Origin of the sequence: Carnimonas nigrificans ATCC BAA-78 (genome assembly GCF_000526695.1) — a bacterium.
Taxonomy (GTDB): domain Bacteria; phylum Pseudomonadota; class Gammaproteobacteria; order Pseudomonadales; family Halomonadaceae; genus Carnimonas; species Carnimonas nigrificans.
The window spans coordinates 49,939-67,700 of record NZ_JAGO01000001.1; the positions used below are offsets into that span (position 1 = coordinate 49,939).

A 17,762-nucleotide genomic window follows, 5' to 3' on the forward strand; every position below is an offset into this window, starting at 1 on the left:
TCCTTTGCTGTGCAGGCTATTGTCCCTCACCAGTCAATCGCGATGGCCTCGCCAATGACAATCTCAGCGCCGACCGGCGTATCTGCATGCTGTGAATTGATCAACCTGGAATAAAGGAGATGCGATTCCGTTTCACGGAAAGCCTTCCCACCCAACCTGCCACCCTTCAGCAGACTCGGTGCCCTGATGAAAGTTCAATGAAGTCAAAGATGGCAATGGGTGCGGCGCCATCCTGCCTGATTGCAACTCGTCTTTAGTCTCGGTGAGTAGTCTTGATGAGCTTGCGGGAGAGTTACGGGTGAGCGCTTCCACCGCCAAAAAGTTCGATAGGCGCGTTGCGACGGCAGTAGTAAAGCTGTAGCTGGCATAACCGCGCGATCTCTACCGAGAGCGCCGAAGGCATCGAAACACACGCCAGCGCCGTAACGCCGGCACGCACAGCCTTCTGCACCAGCTCAATGCTACAGCGGCTGGAAACCACCAGGAGCGATGGCATCGTGCCGCTGGCAAGGCCGCTACCGATCACCTTATCAATCGCATTGTGACGCCCGATATCATGCGCGCAACCTAGAAGCTGCCCCTGACCATCAACGCCGAGCGCCGTATGCAGCCCTACCTGACGCTGCTGTTGAAGGTGCTCCAGAGCGCTCCGCAGATGCTCCTCGGCGACCAAAGGCCGATCAGGCAACTGCTGCAATCCATACATCAGCAGCGCTTCGGAAGCCGTTCCACAGCGACCGCAGCTACTCATTGAAGCGCCTACCCTGCGCTGCTCCTGAGCCAGACGCGCCAGACGTGCATCTACCTGCGCGCGCAGCAATAATCCATGGCGCAAGCGTTCAGTAGTGAAGCCGTGAATATCACTGCCTTGCTCGATCAGCCCTTCAGCGAAGCAAAACCCGAGCGCCCACGGCTCCAGCTGATCGGGAGTTGCCAGCACCGTGGCGTAATCGACCTCGTTCAACGCGAGCGTGATCGGCAGCTCTCGCGGCCCGGCCAGCGCCTCAATAGGCACATCACGTCGATCAATCACACCGGAAGCGGGCGCTTCAGCCATCGTGATTCGACTCAAGACGATGACCCTTGATCCACTCAATGGCGTCGAGCAGTCCATCGGCTTCATGGATGGCTGCACCAAAATCCTGACCGCGCGACTGTTCGTGCGGCACGGCGATCACTTCAAGCTGCGCAGCATCCGCGGAGAGCACGCCGAACGAGGTATCTTCCACGGCGATCGCTTCGGCGGCATTCAGCTTCATCAATGAAAGCGCCTTCAGATAACATTCGGGATCGGGCTTTGTATGCGTTACATCATTGCGGGTAACGCTGTGTTCGAAGAAGCGATAAAGCCCATAGGCGTTACATACGGCATCCAGCTCTCCACGACCAGACCCCGTCACGATAGCCATACGCAGCCCCGCTGCCGTTGCCCACTCCAGCACCTCGATTACATGAGGCATAAGCTGCGGCGGCTCCTTGCCAAATACCTCGATGGTGGTATCGACCTTTTGCTGCACCAGCTCTTCAACCCCTACGGGAAGCTGAAACTGCTCAATCAGCCTCTCCACGGTGGCATATACCGGCAGTCCCGTGTAATGCGCAGCAAACTCCTCCGCGCTCAAGGCGCAGTTATAGTGCCCCAGCAGGGTATTCCACACGCGCCAATGCGCTTCCTCGGTATTGGCAAGGGTGCCGTCAAAATCAAACAAGATTGCGTTGAGCGCCATTCGAACTCCTGAAACCGCCATTGGTTGCGGCTATTTGCTGCTTTAAAAGGGATATATTTCACTATTCAACCACATCTGCACCGCCTTCCTGGTGCAAAATTGACGGGGATGCGAAAAACTACTTTTGATAACCGTTCTCAACAATAGTACCCTTGAGCGCCGATAACCCTTACTCGAAAGACTCTTCCGGAGCCCGCCCATGGATCAGGCCACGACTGTCAGCAAGGCTGCACCTCCCCCGCCTAAGCGCAAGCGGGCTGCCCGACTGATGACAGTCGTTGACAAGCAGCGCGTTACTCCACAAATGATGCGCGTTGTTCTGACCGCCCCTTCTCTTGAAGGCTACAATGAGCACAGCTATGCAGCACACATCAAGCTGATGCTGCCGCATCCGGGTGAGTCAGAGCCTACGTTGCCTATCCTGACCGACAAGGGGCCGGTATGGCCGGAAGGCAAGAAAAAGCCAATTGTACGCACGTATACGGTACGCCACCTGCGCAATGGCGAGCTGGCGGTTGATTTCGTGCTCCACGCCGATCACGGCCCCGCCTGTTACTGGGCGCTGAACTGCGCTCCCGGCGATCAGGTCGGTGTTGTCGGCCCCGCTGGCCCTCTGCCGATGATAAAAGAAGCGGATTATATGGTGCTGGCGGGTGATACCAGCGCGCTACCAGGTATTGCCGCAATTCTTGAACATCTCGCTGAGGATGCCCAGGGCCACGCGTTTATCGAAATCCCCGATGAGAGCGAAAAGCAGGCGCTGCGCCATCCTCAAGGCGTCGGTATTACCTGGCTGGTGCGCGGCGCGGCGGCTCCCAGCCAATCGCATCTCCTGTACAACGCCTTGAGTGCGCTGGAAATCCCCGCAGAAGCCTCCCTGCAAGCATGGGTGGCGGGCGAAAACAGCGTGGTCATTGAGCTGCGTAAATTGCTGCGTGAACGCTACGGGTTAGCCAAGCCGATGCTCTATGCCGTTCCCTATTGGAAGGAAAGCCTCAATGAAGAGGCTTATCACAGCGAGCGCCACCGTGTCATGGATGAGCTATAGCACGCCCACTATTTCCGGCCCGTTGCTATCACTCCACTCATCATAAGCCAATAAAATATCGCCCCGCCGAGGTTATCGGCGGGGCGATATTTTTATATGTGTACAGAGCAGCAGGCAAGGCGGCGACAGCCACCTTGCCCAACCGGTCAGAAGCTGTAGCTAAGTGAGGCTACTGCACTGCGTGGCGCTCCATAGATGTTGAATGTGCCGAGTCCACCAACGCGCTCGTAATATTTCCGGTCGAAAATATTGTTCACGTTGAGCTGGCCGCGCAGGTTGGAAGTGAAGTCATATGCGAACATGGTATCGACTGTCGCATAGCCCGGTGCATTCACGCCCTGACTTGAGTGGAAGCTGCTCATGCCGTTGATACCGCCACCCATGGTGAAGTGGTTGAGCCAGCCACTGTCAAAGGCGTACTGCGTCCACAGGTTGTAGGTGTTTTTCGGCATCAGCAGGAAGGTCGCTTCATCATCTCCCGACTTGACCTTGGTATCCAGGTAGCTATAGCCAGCAATCACGTCCCACTGCGGGGTGATACTGCCGGTCACTTCTACTTCGACCCCCTGGTTACGGGTTTTGCCTACTGCCGAGTTATAGCTGGCCGAGGTATCCTGTACGCTGGTTGCACGGTTTTTGTCGTACATGCGGTACAAGCTAACTCGCGCATTCAGCTTGTCATCAAGATAACTACCCTTGATGCCCACTTCATACTGCTCGCCCTTGCGCGGCTCAATCAGATTGCCGTTTTTATCGGTGTCGGTCTGAGGATCGAATACCTGCGAATAGCTGGCGTAGAGCGAATGGTGATCGCCCAGGTCAAGCACCATCCCGGCATAGGGAGTGAACTTGGCATCATCCTTGCGATGAGCGTTGATATCACCGGTATCGGAATCAGCATAAACGCGAGAGTTGACGCGATACGAACTCAAGCGGCCGCCGGCAATCAAGGCTAACGGCTCAAACGGGCGGAATGTCAGCTTGCCATACAGACCGTACTCTTCGTGGGTTTCGCGGCCATTATGGTATTTAAAGCCGCCCACGCCCTGGCGCGCTGATCCCAGAATATTGACATAGCTGATGTCATCAAAATGATCGACACCGCGGAAGCCAGCGCTTGTGGAATCGACACCCGCTTTCCGATCTGACGCGCCATAAATATTCTGCGACTTGCCGGTTTCAGTTTCGGTGGCATAGCGCTTGTAGTCGGTGCCCACGACAAATTCACTGACATTGCCGAAGGTGCCGAACGGCTGGCTATAGCTGGCATCCAGTGCCAGCGAGTGCTGACTGACGGATGCTGAAGTACCGGCAGCAGTCACCTGATTGTTTTCATTCACACCCTTCCCACCGGCAAAGGCGTAGTTGTAATCAGTATTACGGTTGGAGTAACGCGCCCCGATATGGCCTACACCGCCATTTTCGAAATAGTGGGTCAGCTCGCCAATCCAGTCATTCTGCTGGCTGCTGAAATCGTTCCACTTGCCACCGAAGTATTTGTTGCGCGGATAGTGAATCAGCTTACCGTTGCGGGTCGGATTACCATTGCTGGGCGACATGTCACGATCGTTGCGCAGAAAACTGACGCGCGCCGTGGTCGCATCATCCAGATCAGCTTCAATCGTGCCAAAGAAGTTGTTCGAGGTGTTGTCGTTATGCTTGGAAAAACCGTCGGTTTTATTGTTCGAGACCACCATGCGACCGCGCACGGTGCCTGATTTATTCAAAGGGCCTGAAAGATCGGCTTCCAGGTAGCGCTGGTTCCAGCTACCGTAACTGCCGGTGACCTTGCCCTGAAAGGTATCGGTCGGGCGCTTCAGCACCATATTCACGATACCGCCCAGCTCACTGGTGCTATTGAAAAGCCCAGAGGGGCCGCGCAGGATTTCAGCACGGTCAAATACACCGACATCAGGCAGGGTGCCGTTGATACTTGCCATCGGCGCAGGCAGGCCATCAATGTCGTATTCGTTGTATTCATAACCGCGCGAGTAGATGGAAGAACGCCCCGCGTCATTGGGAAGAATACGCAGGCCAGGCGTTTTACGGGCGACTTCATCGAGGGTATGGAAGTTCTGATCTTGCATGGCATCGCGTGTTATTACGCTGATCGACTGCGGAATATCACGCAGCGCGGCAGGCGTTTTGGTGCCAACCGTGGCAGCGCTGACCGCATACCCCTTGGTCTGCTCGCTGGGCTGCATGCGATAAAGCTGGTTACCGGTAACGGTGATGGTATCAAGACGCGTGGAGCCTGAATCGGCATCCGCCTCACTGGCACTGGTAGGCGCTGACGCGTTGGGCGTCGCATTTGTTTGCTGTGCCAGCACCAACGGCGAGGCGTAAATATTTACTGCACCGAAAACAACGCAAGAAAGCGCGCGCAGACACTGACAACGGAGATTATCCATTGATACTGATCCCTTGAAGCGTGTGTAGTGTGATGGTTTGAAGTACCGCACCGCCAATGAGCGGTAATGTTGTTTTGTTTTACGATTAAACAACAAATGATAACGTTTATCAATTCCATTACGATTATACTTATCGCCTACATGTGGTCCTTCAAGGGTTTCAATTAAGTATTCAAGGAGTTAGCTGAACGCTTTTCTTCTCCCTGGCGATAGGCGGGCGCGCGGGATAGAGAAATCCATGGGCTGATGGCCATTTCTGGCCCGCACGGAGGCGCATCAGGACATTTGAAAACCGAGTATCGAGCCAGCAGCGGTGGTATTCCACGCCGTCCACGCCAGTGTTCCCCCCCAAAACACCAGCAAGGCACCACCCGCTAGGGCCACCCAGCAACCGGTTTCCGCCCACCGCTGCCGTTGTGACTCTTTTCCCACCATGACACGCAGTACCAACTTGCGGGCAAAAACCGTCAGTATCGCCAGCATCGACACGGTAAGCCCTGTACCCAGCGCCATCGCCAGCACGGCCATCACCCCAATCATCCACTGCCCCATCAACGCCGCAACACCCAGCACCAGCAGAGCGCCACTACAGGGCCGCATGCCCATCGCCAGCACCGCCAGAAGATCATCGCGCCAGCTTACGCCCAGCGCCGTGGTATCGACATGATGCCCAGCACAGCAGTGGCACACTTCTCCCTGTAGCGGCGGCGTCGCCCCCTTCATCGTTAGAGCGTTGGAGGGCGCTGTCGAGGCGGGCTGCCATTCAAGCCCCGTATAGCGCGTGGGTAGGCGCCTTAAACGACGCAGCTTTCGCCATGCCCGTGCCATGAGCCACACACCCAGCACCATCACCAATCCAAAGCTCAGCAGCTCCAGATAGCGAGTGCTGGCAACGGCCCGCAGCGTCGCGACTCCTAGCCCCAGTACCAGAATGGAGACTGCTGCAATAGCGACCAGTGCCTGCAAAAATGCCGCCAGCATGGAGAGCGCAATTCCTCGCCCTACATGACGCTGCTGGGTCGCCAGATAGCTGGTAATGACCGCCTTGCCGTGACCCGGCCCTGCGGCGTGGAACACACCATAACCAAAGCTTAAAAACGCCAGGGCGCCCGCCAATATCATGGAGGGCAGTTGCGTAAAGGAGACAAGGTTGCCCACCAACTGACGATGAAAGTGCCGCTGCCAGTTCAATACCTTGATAATGAATGTGCCGTAGAGGTGGTCAAAAAAAGGCAGGCTGCACAGCAGCACAATCGCCAGCACCACAATAACCGCCATGATGCCTACTCGCCGCGACATGACACCACTCCTGTATCGCTGAAGAAACGCCCCAGTCCATCGGGTGCCTGTCCCTGTTGGTCAATCATGGCAGCCTTGGCAACCAGTGCGGGGTCGGGATCGGCTGACTTAACCTCCGCCGAACAGCCTTGCGGCGCATTGACGAGTTCGATCGGAATATCATCAGGATCGTGAAGAAATTCAACATAGTAGGTACTGTCGTACACCTGGTAGGAAAACGGATGCTCCGCACTGACCGCCAGAGGTTTCTTGAGCGGTACGTCGAAACTGATGATGATGCGCTGGCCCGACTGTTCCACGCGAGGCGGTTTGACCTTGCCAATGGGCAGCTCCTTCCCAGACGTATCGCCACTGAACAGATGGGTGAGGTAGTGACCTTTTGACAAGGTACGGTTTACATCAGCCGCCAGCCGCTGCTGCCCCTCCTTGCCATCGTTTCGCATCTCTTCAATCAGCGACATGCTGTACATAGGGTCCATGAGCCAGACTTCGCGTAGCGCTATCACCTCGCCGCTATCGTTGAAATGTACCTCGGTGCGGTAATCAACCCAGCTATGCGGGTGAGCAATCGCCGGCGAACAGACACCCGCCAGCAGCGCCACGCTTGAAAGAGCCAGCAGGGCTAGTCTTGCACCAGCGAAAATACGATACAATATAACACTTTTCGATTCGAACATGTGCCGCTGCACCTTCATTAATTTATCGAACGCTAGAGCCACTCAACCTTCTGCACAGAGGACGCCCCAGCGATAATTGTACCGCTCCATTTTTAACGACTCGCGCCATAGGTGACGCCCTTCTCCATAGTGCACGATTGAGAAGGTGAACCTGCTCCATTTCACTCCAGACAGACTTTAACCCACTGATTTCTCTCTATCAGGCAGGCAGTGGCCAATAGTTTACGGCATGCACCTTCCTGTAAGGATAAGAAAGAGATCATCCATTGTTAGGAGAGAGTCGCTGCTTTGTGCTAAAGGTGAGTGAATACCCAAACCTTCTAGGGGAGAGCCACTATGCGCGTCGTTATTGCTCCAGACAGCTACAAGGATGCACTTGCCGCCAGCGATGCAGCAGCCGCGATCGCAGAGGGCGTTAAGCGTGGATATGCCAATGCAACCACCTGCCTTTGCCCCCTCGGGGACGGTGGTGAAGGGACTCTGGAAGCGATTCTGCACGCTTCCGGAGCTGAGCCACAGCAGTTGGACGTCAAGGATGCCCTTGGTCGCCCAACGACTGCCAGGTGGGGGCTAATTGATCAAGACGGCGTTAGCACGGCGATCATCGAACTGGCGGAGGCTGCCGGTTTGCAACAGTTGGCGCCAAACGAACGCGATGCCCGTATCACGACCACCTACGGCGTTGGCGAACTGATTCGCGCCGCTCTGGATCACCAGATCGACCACCTGATACTCACGTTAGGCGGTAGTGCTACCAACGACGGCGGCACGGGCATGCTCAGCGCGCTGGGCGCACGTTTTCTGGATAGTGACGGAGAAGAGCTGCCCCCCGGCGGTGCGGCGCTTGCGCATCTGGCAGAGATCGACCTGTCAGCGCTGGACCCACGCCTACAGCAAATCAACATTCAGGCAGCCGTTGATGTCAATAATCCGCTTACAGGCGAACAGGGGGCCAGTGCAGTGTTTGGCCCGCAAAAGGGCGCCAACGAGAGTACCGTTGCCGAGCTGGACCGTGCGCTCCAGCAGCTCTCAACCATCAGCCAACAGGTGCTGGGCCGTGACGATAGCACTGTCGCGGGAGCCGGGGCTGCTGGCGGCATGGGCTTCGCCGCCAGTGCGTTTCTGAATGCCGAACTGCGCCCCGGAATAGAGCTGGTCACGGAGGTGCTGAACTTTGAAGCGTTACTGCCGGATGCTCAGCTGGTGATTGTCGGGGAAGGCAGTCTTGACGCCCAAAGTCTGGGGGGAAAAACACCGGTAGGCGCGGCGCGTTTGGCGAAAAAGCACGGCATTCCATGCGTAGCGCTGGTAGGCAAGCTGGGCGACGGCTGGCAGGGTGTTCACGATGAAGGCATTACAGCGGCCTTTGCGCTGGCGGATGGCCCGGCATCGCTTGAGGAAGTGCTGCCCAAAACCGCCGCGGCGCTCGCCGACCGTGCTGAAGAGATAATCCGCCTATGGCGCGCAGCTCAAGAGATGTCGCTCTCCTCCTCATCGCCATCCTCGCCCTCATAAGAGGGAAGCGGTTTCTTGCTGCGTACCCCCAGTCGGCTCAGGGCCTGTGCCTGGCTGACCAGGCTGCCCTGCCCTTCCGACAAGCGCTTGAGCGCCTGCTGCTGGCTGGCGTTGGCTCGCGCCAGATGCGTGCCGATATCGTTCAGACTCTCGACAAAGCCGACAAACTTGTCGAGCAATCGCTCACCGCGCTTCACGATCAAGCGCGCATTTTCGTTATGCTGTTCAAGACGCCACAGATTGGCGACCGTGCGCAGGCTTGCCAATAGCGTGGTTGGCGTGACAATCACCACATTCCGTGCAAACGCATCATGGAAAAGCTGATCGTCATGCTCAAAAGCCAGCGAGAACGCTGCCTCGATGGGCATGAACAGAAACACCATATCAGGTGAATTAAGCCCCGGAAGACGGGCATAGTCGCGGCTCGCCAGCCCCTCCATATGTGCCCGCACCGAGCGCAAGTGACGCTTCAATGCCTGAGCGCGGGCAGCTTCGTCTTCGGCGGCAATGTAGTCACCGTATGCGTGCAGTGACACCTTGGCATCAACGACCAAATGGCGCTGTTCGGGGAGTTTGATAATGGCATCGGGCCGTCGCCGCCCTTCATCCGTGGTAAAGGCGACTTCACGCTGATACTCGATGCCCTTGCGCAGTCCCGAACGCTCCAGCACGGTTTCCAGCATCAGTTCGCCCCACTGCCCCTGCATCTTGCTGTCGCCCTTGAGCGCCTTGGTCAAATTGGTGGCATCTTCGCTGATCTGGCGGTTAAGCGCGCCCAACTGCTCAAGCTGCGCGCGCAGGCTTGATTGGCGCTGAATGTCCTTTTCGTTGATGCCTTCGAGACGAGAGCGAAATTCCTGAAGCTGCTCTCGCAGCGGTGTCAGCATCGCGGTCAAATCAGAGCGGCTTTGGGTGGCAAAGCGCTGGCTGCGTTCATCAAATATCTTGCCTGCCAACTGCTGGAATTCGGTTTTCAGCTGATCGCGCGCTTGTTCCAGCAGAGCGACACGCTCCTGATAGTGGGCCTGATCCTTGTGCAGCGACGTTTCAAGCTCGGCCACGCGGGTGCGCAAATTCACATTTTCCTGCTCGGTCTGCCGCTGCTGCTGCACCAGCATCGCCGTATGATCGCGCTCTCGTTCCAGCAGCGCTTCTCGTTCGGCCAGAAAACGCTCCGCCTCATGATGAGCGTCACGGCTCTCGGCCAGTGCCTGCTCCATTTCATCATAACGAGCCTGCTGCTCCTTCAGAGCACCTGCCGGCCCACTGCGAGCCCATCGCACGCCCAGCAGCGCACCTATTGCCAGTGCCAATACCCCAACCAGCATCAGCGTCATATGTGCTTCCGACATTCCACTCTCCTCGCATGAGCGCTCAGTATAGCGATCATGGCGCGGAATGCATGAATAGCAGAATTCATCGGCCTGCCAATCGTTTCTACAGATACCGAGAGACCGTTATTCCACCAGAGGGATCGCAAAAAAAGCGTGAGGCCACAGCAATGTTATTGCCGCAGCCTCACGCGATACCCACTTACTTCCCCGCAGGGCGCGCAGTGGAACTACTCTACGCTTAGAAATAAAGCCCCATCAGCCCGCCAAGTAGCAGCAGGTAGAGACTGAACAGCCATATGACCGGGAAGGCAAATCTCAGATGCTTGCCCATCGAGACGCCGGACAGCCCCACCGCCAGCCATACTGCCGGTGCAAACGGGCTAACAAACGTACCTGCGTTATTGCCTATCGCCAGTGCGTATACGACCGATTTGGCATCAATGCCAGCCGGTCCCGTAATCTCCTGCACCACGGGCAGAATGGCGAAGTAATAGGCGTCGGTGCTGGTCAGCATATCCAACGGTACACCGAAAATACCTACCGCAACGTGCACCCATCCCAGCGCATCTGCGGGCATCAGCGACGTGATATCACGCGCAATGGAGGTCAGCATGCCCCCTTTATCAAGAATACCGAGGAAGACCCCCGCTGCTGCAATAATAGCGCCCATATTGAACGCTTGCGGAGCATGGAGTTTGATCATTGCCGCCTGATCGGAGGGCTTGCGCACATTGATGGCAAAGCTGAGGCTCAGCGCAAGCATGAAGACCAGTGCCGGCGGCAAGACACCTTTCGCCAGCAGCGCGACCACGACCAGAATCAGCACCAGATTGAGCCAGAAATGGCGCGGCATGCCTTTGGCGGGCGCGCTCATGTCAACACCGCTGTACTGCACTGCCGCACGTCGCTGCAAACGCTTCAGACTAGGCAGGAAGCCGGTACGCCAGCTCACGCTACGCACCGCTTCGGCGGGGATGGGAAGTTCACCAACAATATGAGGCATTGCCGCCTTGTTACGCTTGATACGGCGCTGCTCACGATAGCCGTATCCTGCCGCCACTACCATCGCACCCGCGACACCCAACAGCTGCACAGGCAACAGGTCATGCCATAACTCCGCAGGACTTACCCCGGTAACCGCTGCGGCGCGACCGATCGGCCCGCCCCATGGCACCATGTTCATTACCCCCATGGAGAGCGCTGCGAGCATCAGCATCAGCACCGGACGCATGCCCAGACGCTGATAGAGCGGCAGCAGCGCGGGGATGATAATCAGGAAGGTAGCAGCACCCGAGCCATCAAGGTGCACAATGGCCGCCAGCAGAGGTGTCATCATGGCGACCAGAATCACGTTACCGCGGGTCAGCTTGATGACGCCGTTAACGATGGGGTCGAAAACCCCGCTGTCTTTCATGATGCTGAAAAACAGCACTGCGAACATAAACATGAAGGCAACGTTCGCTACCTTCGTAATGCCGGCTTCGACAAATCCTCCGATCTCGTTCAGCGAGAAGCCCACAATAAGCGCCCCGACCACTGGCACTACACTGAGCGCCACTATGGGGCTGAGTTTTTCGGTAAGCAGCGCAGCCACAATAACCGCAATAATGGCCAAACCTACGACTGTCAACATCTTCTTCCACACCCTTTTTAATTCTAATGAGAGGCGACATTAACCACAGTCGGGCCACTGGTATATGCCCCCTATACCAAAGGTGAAGAGGGGCAGAGCGAAAGAAGGGGGTTACTTGCGCTCAGCGAATGCCGACACCCTTCATCCAGGAGCGATAAACAGGGCTGTGCCGATATTTTCCGCAGAATCTTAAGGCTAGCTTTAAGCGCTGATACTCGGCCGTTGAACAGGGCACGCCACCCATTCACTTCAGGCGCTTGCGAGCCGGCAAATATCCGCTATCCGGCCAAGTGGAAGCTGAAGAGCGAAGATAAAAACGCTATAGTAAGCAGGTTCGATAGCATAGGCTCGTGCCAGAATTCACTGGGGCTGCTGCCTTGCAACAGTGAAGAGTGGCACCGCCACAATCTGCACTGTATCCCATCGTTTGATACAGTCGGAGATCAACATCAGGCTGAGCGTCCGATGGGCAATCGCGAAATTGGTGCGCCTCGGGCAACCTTGTTTATCATCCTCCCAGATACACCGTGAAACTGGCTACGCATGGAAACTACTTACCTCGTTCTAATATTGCTGTTTATCGCTTCTGCTACTGGTATTGCGGCCCGGTTCCTGCCATCGCTGCCTATACCGCTCGTGCAGATTGCCTTCGGGGCCGTGCTGGCATGGCCGGCGCAGGGAATTCACGTCAGCCTTGAGCCGGAACTTTTCCTGCTGCTGTTTATTGCGCCCTTGCTCTTCTCCGATGCGCGCCGGTTTCCCCAGCGTGAGCTGATGGCACTGCGCAAGCAGATACTGGCGCTGGCTTTCGGATTGGTGCTGGTCACCGTGATTGCCGTGGGCTATCTGATTAACTGGATGATTCCAGCCATCTCCCTGCCCATTGCGCTGGCGCTGGCGGCGGTGCTGTCGCCTACCGATGCGGTAGCCGTATCCGCCATTTCAGGGCGCTTGCCGGTGCCCCCGCGCCTTATGCGGGTGCTGGAAGGCGAGTCGCTGATGAATGATGCATCGGGCCTGGTAGCGTTCAAGTTTGCGGTTGCAGCCGCGCTTACCGGCGCTTCCTCGATCAGTCAGGCTTCCACCAGTTTCGTGTTTATCGCTTTTGGCGGCCTATTGCTTGGTGCCATTTGCGCCTGGCTATTCAGTCAGGTACGTACCCGCCTGATTGATCGCCATGGCGGTGAAAAATCGGCCACCCAGATTGTTCTGCTCCAGCTACTGCTGCCGTTTGCCGTGTACTTCCTGGCCGAGCACTTCGGCATGTCAGGCATTCTCGCCGCAGTTGCTGCGGGTCTGATGGTCAACTACACCGATCTCAAGCGTCAGGATCAGATCCAGACACGCCTTAAAACCCGCAGCATGTGGGAAATGATCGAGTTTGTACTGAACTCTCTGGTGTTCCTGCTGCTCGGCTTCCAGCTTCCCAACATCATTGGTGGAGCCTTCCACGCATCTACCCATGGCGGAGGTGGCTACTGGCACCTCGCTACGCTGTGCGAATATGTGCTGGTTATCACGCTGGCGCTGATGGTGATGCGTTTCCTGTGGATCATACTGGTGCTGTTCACCTCACGCACATTGAAACGCATCAAGGGGAAGGAAGTTCCGCCCTTCCCCATTCGCCTCTCCTTTGTAACTACCCTGGCGGGTATTCGCGGCACTATTACGCTGGCAGCCGCACTCTCGTTCCCGCAAACCCTGCTTGATGGCACGCCCTTCCCCGAGCGCGATCTGCTGATCTTCATCGCGACCGGCGTTATTCTGCTGACGCTGCTGAGCGGCAGTATCGGGATGCCCCTGCTGCTGAAAAATCTCGACCTTCCCCGTGATACCAGCGAGGATCGTGAAGAGTCCTGGGCACGCAAGAGAGCCGCCGAGGCTGCCATTCGTCACATCGAAAAATGCCGTCACGATTGGGTAGAAGCCACCAACGCCGGAGAAGCTCACGCGGCCAGCCCGACCTCCGATGATGCCGATGTCAAAAGCAAGGATGACCGTATCCTGATCTATGCAGAGCAGAGTACGCAGCTGATGAATGCCTATCGCGAGCGTATTGCCGACCAGCAACAAGGCTCTGATGATGAGGAAGAGGTGCGTTCAAGCTACAACCATCAAGTGTGGCGTCAGCTGATGGAGCAAGCGCTGCATGCAGAACGCTCCGAGTACTACAGCCTGCGTAGTCACAACCGCATCAATGATGAAGTGCTGCGCAAGCTGGTGCGCGAGGTGGATCTGCGTGAAACGTCGCTGCTGGCCAATATTGATGATGGTCACTAGGCAAAAGGAAGTCAGCATCAATGACCTCGGATAACAGCATCAACGACTGCCCCTGCCAAAGTGGACAAACTTACGCGGCGTGCTGCGCGCCCCTGCACCAAGGCGATGCCGTTGCCGACTCCGCTGAGGCGCTGATGCGATCCCGCTACAGCGCCTTTGCCCTCGGCGGTTTGGGCGACTACCTGCTGGCCACCTGGCACGATAGTGCCAGCGAAAAGGCACAGCTGGATACTGCGATGCTATCGAAGCGCGAGGTTGACTGGCACGGTCTGGAAATTCTGGACAGCCGCCAGCAAGGCGATAAGGCCAGAGTGGAGTTTCGTGCCCACTTTTCGGCGCCGGCGCCAGCGGGTCAGCCCGCGGTAAAGGAGTGTCTGCAAGAGCGCTCGCGCTTTATCCGCGAATCGGGACGCTGGTTCTATCTAAGCGGTACCCTTGTACCGGCCAGCGCATCGTCCACTCCTTCGCGTAACGGGCCTTGCCCATGCGGCAGCGGGAAAAAATACAAGCGCTGTTGTGCCGTCTGATCTTCCATCCTCTACATTCTCCTTCTAATACGCAAAGAGGCCGCCGCAGTTGAACTGCGACGGCCTCTTTCATTCAGGTGTCTTTATTGCGGCATCAAAGCGCTTTCTGAGTCACCAGCTTGGTCACAAGATAGGCGTCGATCGCCTCGCTGCCACCTTCTGTGCCGTACCCTGAATCCTTCACGCCGCCAAACGGCACTTCAGGAATAGACAAGCCATTATGGTTGAGGGTGAGCATGCCGGTTTCAACATCACGCCCAAGGCGCTGAGCATTGCTGAAGCCGTTGGTGTAAGCGTAGGCAGCCAGCCCGTAGGGTAGCCGGTTCGCCTCGGTGATAGCGTCATCCAGCGTTTTGAAACTGTTGGCGATCACAATCGGGCCAAACGGCTCTTCAGTCATGATATCGGCATCCACCGGCACATGCGCCAGGACAGTGGGCTGGAAGAAGTAGCCGGTGCCCTCAATAGCATTGCCGCCCGCGAGTACCTTGGCTCCGCGCTGACGCGCATCCTCGACAAGCTTCGACAATACCGGCGCACGGCGTTCATTGGCTAACGGCCCAACAGTAACGCCCTCTTCGTCCCAGGTGCCCACCTTCGCTTGTTCGAATTCCTTGAGAAACAGTTCGACGAACTTGTCATACACGCCTTCCTGAATCAAAAAGCGTGTAGGCGAAATGCACACCTGACCACAGTTGCGGAACTTGGCCGCCGCCATCTGCTTGGCTGCCAGCTCAACATCAGCATCGTCACAGATAATCACTGGCGCGTGACCACCCAGCTCCATGGTCACTTTCTTCATGTGCTGTCCCGCCAGGGCCGCGAGATGCTTACCGACTGGCGTGGAACCGGTGAAGGAGATCTTGCGAATGGTCGGGTGTGGAATCAGATATTCGGAAATATCAGCCGGTACGCCATAGACCAGGTTGATAACGCCTGCGGGAACACCGGCATCGGCAAAGGCGCGAATCAGCTCAGCGGGAGAAGCTGGAGTCTCTTCCGGTGCTTTGACAATAATGGAACAGCCAGTGGTCACCGCCGCCGATAGCTTGCGCACCACCTGATTGATCGGGAAGTTCCAGGGCGTGAAGGCAGCGACAGGCCCTACCGGCTGCTTGATGGTGAGCTGCTGAACGTCGAAATCACGCGAGGGGACCACCTGCCCATAGGCACGCCGCCCTTCTTCAGCAAACCAGTCAATGGTATCAGCGGCCCCTTGGGTTTCAGCCTTGGCCTGCTCAAGCGGCTTGCCCTGTTCCTGCGACATCAGCGCAGCGATATGCTCAACACGCTCGCGCAGCAATTCGGCCGCACGACGCATGATTTTGTAGCGTTCCAGGGTCGATGTTTTACGCCATACTTCAAAGCCTTTCTCCGCTGCCTCCAGCGCACGATCAAGATCAGGCTGTTCGGCATGTGCCAGCTGACCAATCACCTGTTCGGTGGCTGGATTGACGATATCCAGCGTCTTGCCGCCAGCAGCGTCACACCACTGACCAGCGATATAAAGCTGCACGTTCGGATACTGCACGTCGTTACTCATTACCGACTCCTTGGAATAGGGCTGAGCGTTTGGATTGCGGCGCCTTTACGATAGGGAGGATAGAAAGAATGTTTCGGCCAGCCGTTGTACCCAGCCCGCTATATCATTTCCATCATATAGTGGGGTATTGGGTTTATTAAGGGAAGAATCAACATCTATAGGTCGTAGGCCGCGTATCCAGCGCTCCAAAGGAGGCCAACCACGGGCAATAACAGCATGCGGCTATACACGGTAATAGTCGGTAGGGCCAGGGGCGCTGCCGCCCCATTGATGGGTCAGTTCACGCGCAGCGTTGATCACTAGCGCACCCAGTTCGACCACACGGTCATCTGTGATGCGGGAACCAGGGCCTGAGATCGACAGCGCGGCAAATGGCTCGTGATATTCATTGAACAGACACGCCGCCACGCAGCGTAAGCCGAGGGCATGTTCTTCATCATCAAAGGAGAAGCCGCGCTTGCGAATAGCTGCCAGATCATTTTTTAGCGGTTGCGGAGCGGTAAGCGTATGGGGCGTATAGGCGTGCATGCCTTTGCGATGCAGAAGCCTGGTGAGGTAATCGTCCTTGAGCGTCGAGAGCAGCGCCTTGCCCGCGCCTGATGCGTGCATCGGCAAAGTTCCACCAATAGAGGCCGACATGCGCATCAGTTGGTTGCACTGCACCTGATCAATAATGATTGCGTCAAAGGTCGCGTGATCGACCACGGCCAGATTGACCGTTTCACCAGAACGCTCCATCAGATCGCGAAGATGGGGGTGTACCATTGCCAAAAGATTGCGGCTATCCAGGAAGCTGGCCCCAACGGTGAAGGCCCGCGCGCCCATGGTCCATAACCCCTGCTCCCCCAGTTGGCGCACGAAGCCGTGCTGCGCCAGCGTTGACAGCAGACGGTGAGTAGTGGAGTTTGCCAGCCCTGCACGCTGTGCCAGATCAGTCAGACTAATACTGCCATGAGCATCAGCAATATATTCGAGCAGCGTGAGACCTCGCGATAGTGACTGCACCTGCCCTGATGACTGACCAGCTCCCTTCGAGGGAGTACGTGGCGATGAGTTACGGTGAGAGGAAGTAGGCACGGTCAGCGTCCTGGACAAAAATAGCGGGAGCGATAGCCTCTCGGCAAGGCAACGTCGGCATGGGGTAACGCAATATCCTTGCATGCTCGATAAAGGCAGCCATTTTATCAAGCCCTTTTCCTGTTTTCAGGAGGAATGCAAGATCAACCTTATTGGTCACCAAAACGTTGGAATGGGTAGTGGTAAGCTCTTGGCGTAGTTATCCGTGCCCGATTGCCTCAATGATAAAACTAGACTATTCAGGCAAAACCTAGCATTCAGGATTTCCCCGCCCCCGCACTATCAGCAATCAACCGCGAACAGCCCTTCCTTCTTTTCATCCCGACAAGAAAAAACCCCGACCAGCGATGCTGATCGGGGTTTTAAAATAAATGCCTGACGATGACCTACTCTCACATGGGGAATCCCCACACTACCATCGGCGCTAAGCGGTTTCACTTCTGAGTTCGGCATGGGATCAGGTGGTGCCCGCTTGCTAAGGTCGTCAGGCAAAACTGGTGTCGTTACCCACAGACAGAGACTGTCATTCCCTTACAGGGTTGCGGCCAACAACGAATTCGGTAAATCATGCTGAGCGAGAAACGTCTCACCGTATCCGGTGTCTGTCGCTTTCATCGGCTTAACCTAACCACTTGGGGTTATATGGTCAAGCCTCACGGACCATTAGTACACGTTAGCTTAACGCCTTGCA

Annotated in this window: 13 protein-coding genes and 1 rRNA gene; 4 read left to right on the forward strand and 10 right to left on the reverse strand. The window is 56.6% G+C overall.

All coding sequences use genetic code 11. The features are described 5' to 3' along the window. Positions 1-292: 292 nt before the first annotated feature. Positions 293-1,072 carry a formate dehydrogenase accessory sulfurtransferase FdhD gene (locus tag L881_RS0100240; RefSeq protein WP_169730588.1) on the reverse strand — a complete coding sequence of 260 codons (780 nt, stop codon included), beginning with the start codon at positions 1,070-1,072 and terminating at the stop codon, positions 293-295. After that, complete coding sequence (locus L881_RS0100245) at positions 1,050-1,727, reverse strand: HAD family hydrolase (protein ID WP_025731733.1); 678 nt, start codon at positions 1,725-1,727, stop codon at positions 1,050-1,052. The genes L881_RS0100240 and L881_RS0100245 overlap by 23 nt, the downstream gene beginning before the upstream one ends. Before the next feature lie 199 nt (positions 1,728-1,926). Here L881_RS0100245 and L881_RS0100250 point away from each other — a divergent pair, with 199 nt between their 5' ends. Continuing rightward, a complete protein-coding gene (locus L881_RS0100250; protein WP_025731734.1) occupies positions 1,927-2,775 on the forward strand; it encodes a siderophore-interacting protein in 849 nt (282 codons plus the stop codon). Positions 2,776-2,921: 146 nt separating this feature from the next. Here the strand turns inward: L881_RS0100250 and L881_RS0100255 are convergent, their stop codons facing one another. The 3 genes from L881_RS0100255 to L881_RS0100270 form a co-directional block, all read right to left on the reverse strand. Further along, positions 2,922-5,186, reverse strand: a complete 2,265-nt coding sequence (locus tag L881_RS0100255; protein ID WP_025731735.1) for a TonB-dependent siderophore receptor — start codon at positions 5,184-5,186, stop codon at positions 2,922-2,924. A 276-nt stretch (positions 5,187-5,462) separates the two neighbouring features. After that, positions 5,463-6,485 (reverse strand): nickel/cobalt transporter, encoded by a 1,023-nt coding sequence (locus L881_RS0100265; RefSeq protein ID WP_025731736.1) that lies wholly within the window; start codon positions 6,483-6,485, stop codon positions 5,463-5,465. Next, positions 6,470-7,162, reverse strand: coding sequence for a DUF1007 family protein (locus L881_RS0100270; RefSeq protein WP_025731737.1), 693 nt, complete (start codon positions 7,160-7,162; stop codon positions 6,470-6,472). Before L881_RS0100270 ends, L881_RS0100265 begins: the two co-directional genes overlap by 16 nt. A gap of 336 nt (positions 7,163-7,498) precedes the next feature. Here L881_RS0100270 and L881_RS0100275 point away from each other — a divergent pair, with 336 nt between their 5' ends. Beyond that, positions 7,499-8,677 carry a glycerate kinase gene (locus L881_RS0100275; RefSeq protein WP_025731738.1) on the forward strand — a complete coding sequence of 393 codons (1,179 nt, stop codon included), beginning with the start codon at positions 7,499-7,501 and terminating at the stop codon, positions 8,675-8,677. Here L881_RS0100275 and L881_RS0100280 read toward each other — a convergent pair. Both L881_RS0100280 and L881_RS0100285 read right to left on the reverse strand, forming a co-directional pair. After that, on the reverse strand, positions 8,632-10,029 hold the full coding sequence (locus tag L881_RS0100280) for a DNA recombination protein RmuC (protein ID WP_025731739.1): 1,398 nt from the start codon (positions 10,027-10,029) through the stop codon (positions 8,632-8,634). The genes L881_RS0100275 and L881_RS0100280 overlap by 46 nt on opposite strands. 220 nt (positions 10,030-10,249) lie before the next feature. Next, positions 10,250-11,644 (reverse strand): CitMHS family transporter, encoded by a 1,395-nt coding sequence (locus L881_RS0100285; RefSeq protein ID WP_025731740.1) that lies wholly within the window; start codon positions 11,642-11,644, stop codon positions 10,250-10,252. 543 nt (positions 11,645-12,187) lie between these two features. Here L881_RS0100285 and L881_RS0100290 point away from each other — a divergent pair. Together L881_RS0100290 and L881_RS0100295 are read left to right on the forward strand one after the other, a co-directional pair. Beyond that, on the forward strand, positions 12,188-13,924 hold the full coding sequence (locus tag L881_RS0100290) for a Na+/H+ antiporter (RefSeq protein ID WP_025731741.1): 1,737 nt from the start codon (positions 12,188-12,190) through the stop codon (positions 13,922-13,924). Positions 13,925-13,944: 20 nt separating this feature from the next. Then, positions 13,945-14,451: a YchJ family protein gene (locus L881_RS0100295; RefSeq protein WP_034577935.1), complete on the forward strand. Its 507-nt coding sequence runs from the start codon at positions 13,945-13,947 to the stop codon at positions 14,449-14,451. A gap of 94 nt (positions 14,452-14,545) precedes the next feature. On the opposite strand, the gene L881_RS0100300 is transcribed toward L881_RS0100295, so the two are convergent. From L881_RS0100300 to rrf, 3 genes are all read right to left on the reverse strand, one after another. Next, the gene (locus tag L881_RS0100300) at positions 14,546-15,994 is read right to left on the reverse strand and encodes an NAD-dependent succinate-semialdehyde dehydrogenase (RefSeq protein ID WP_025731743.1); all 1,449 of its coding nucleotides are present in this window, start codon (positions 15,992-15,994) and stop codon (positions 14,546-14,548) included. A 222-nt stretch (positions 15,995-16,216) separates the two neighbouring features. Then, positions 16,217-17,071 (reverse strand): glyoxylate bypass operon transcriptional repressor IclR, encoded by an 855-nt coding sequence (iclR, locus tag L881_RS0100305; protein ID WP_025731744.1) that lies wholly within the window; start codon positions 17,069-17,071, stop codon positions 16,217-16,219. Between the two features lie 373 nt (positions 17,072-17,444). Beyond that, a 5S ribosomal RNA gene (gene rrf, locus L881_RS0100310) occupies positions 17,445-17,560 on the reverse strand. Positions 17,561-17,762: the final 202 nt, after the last annotated feature.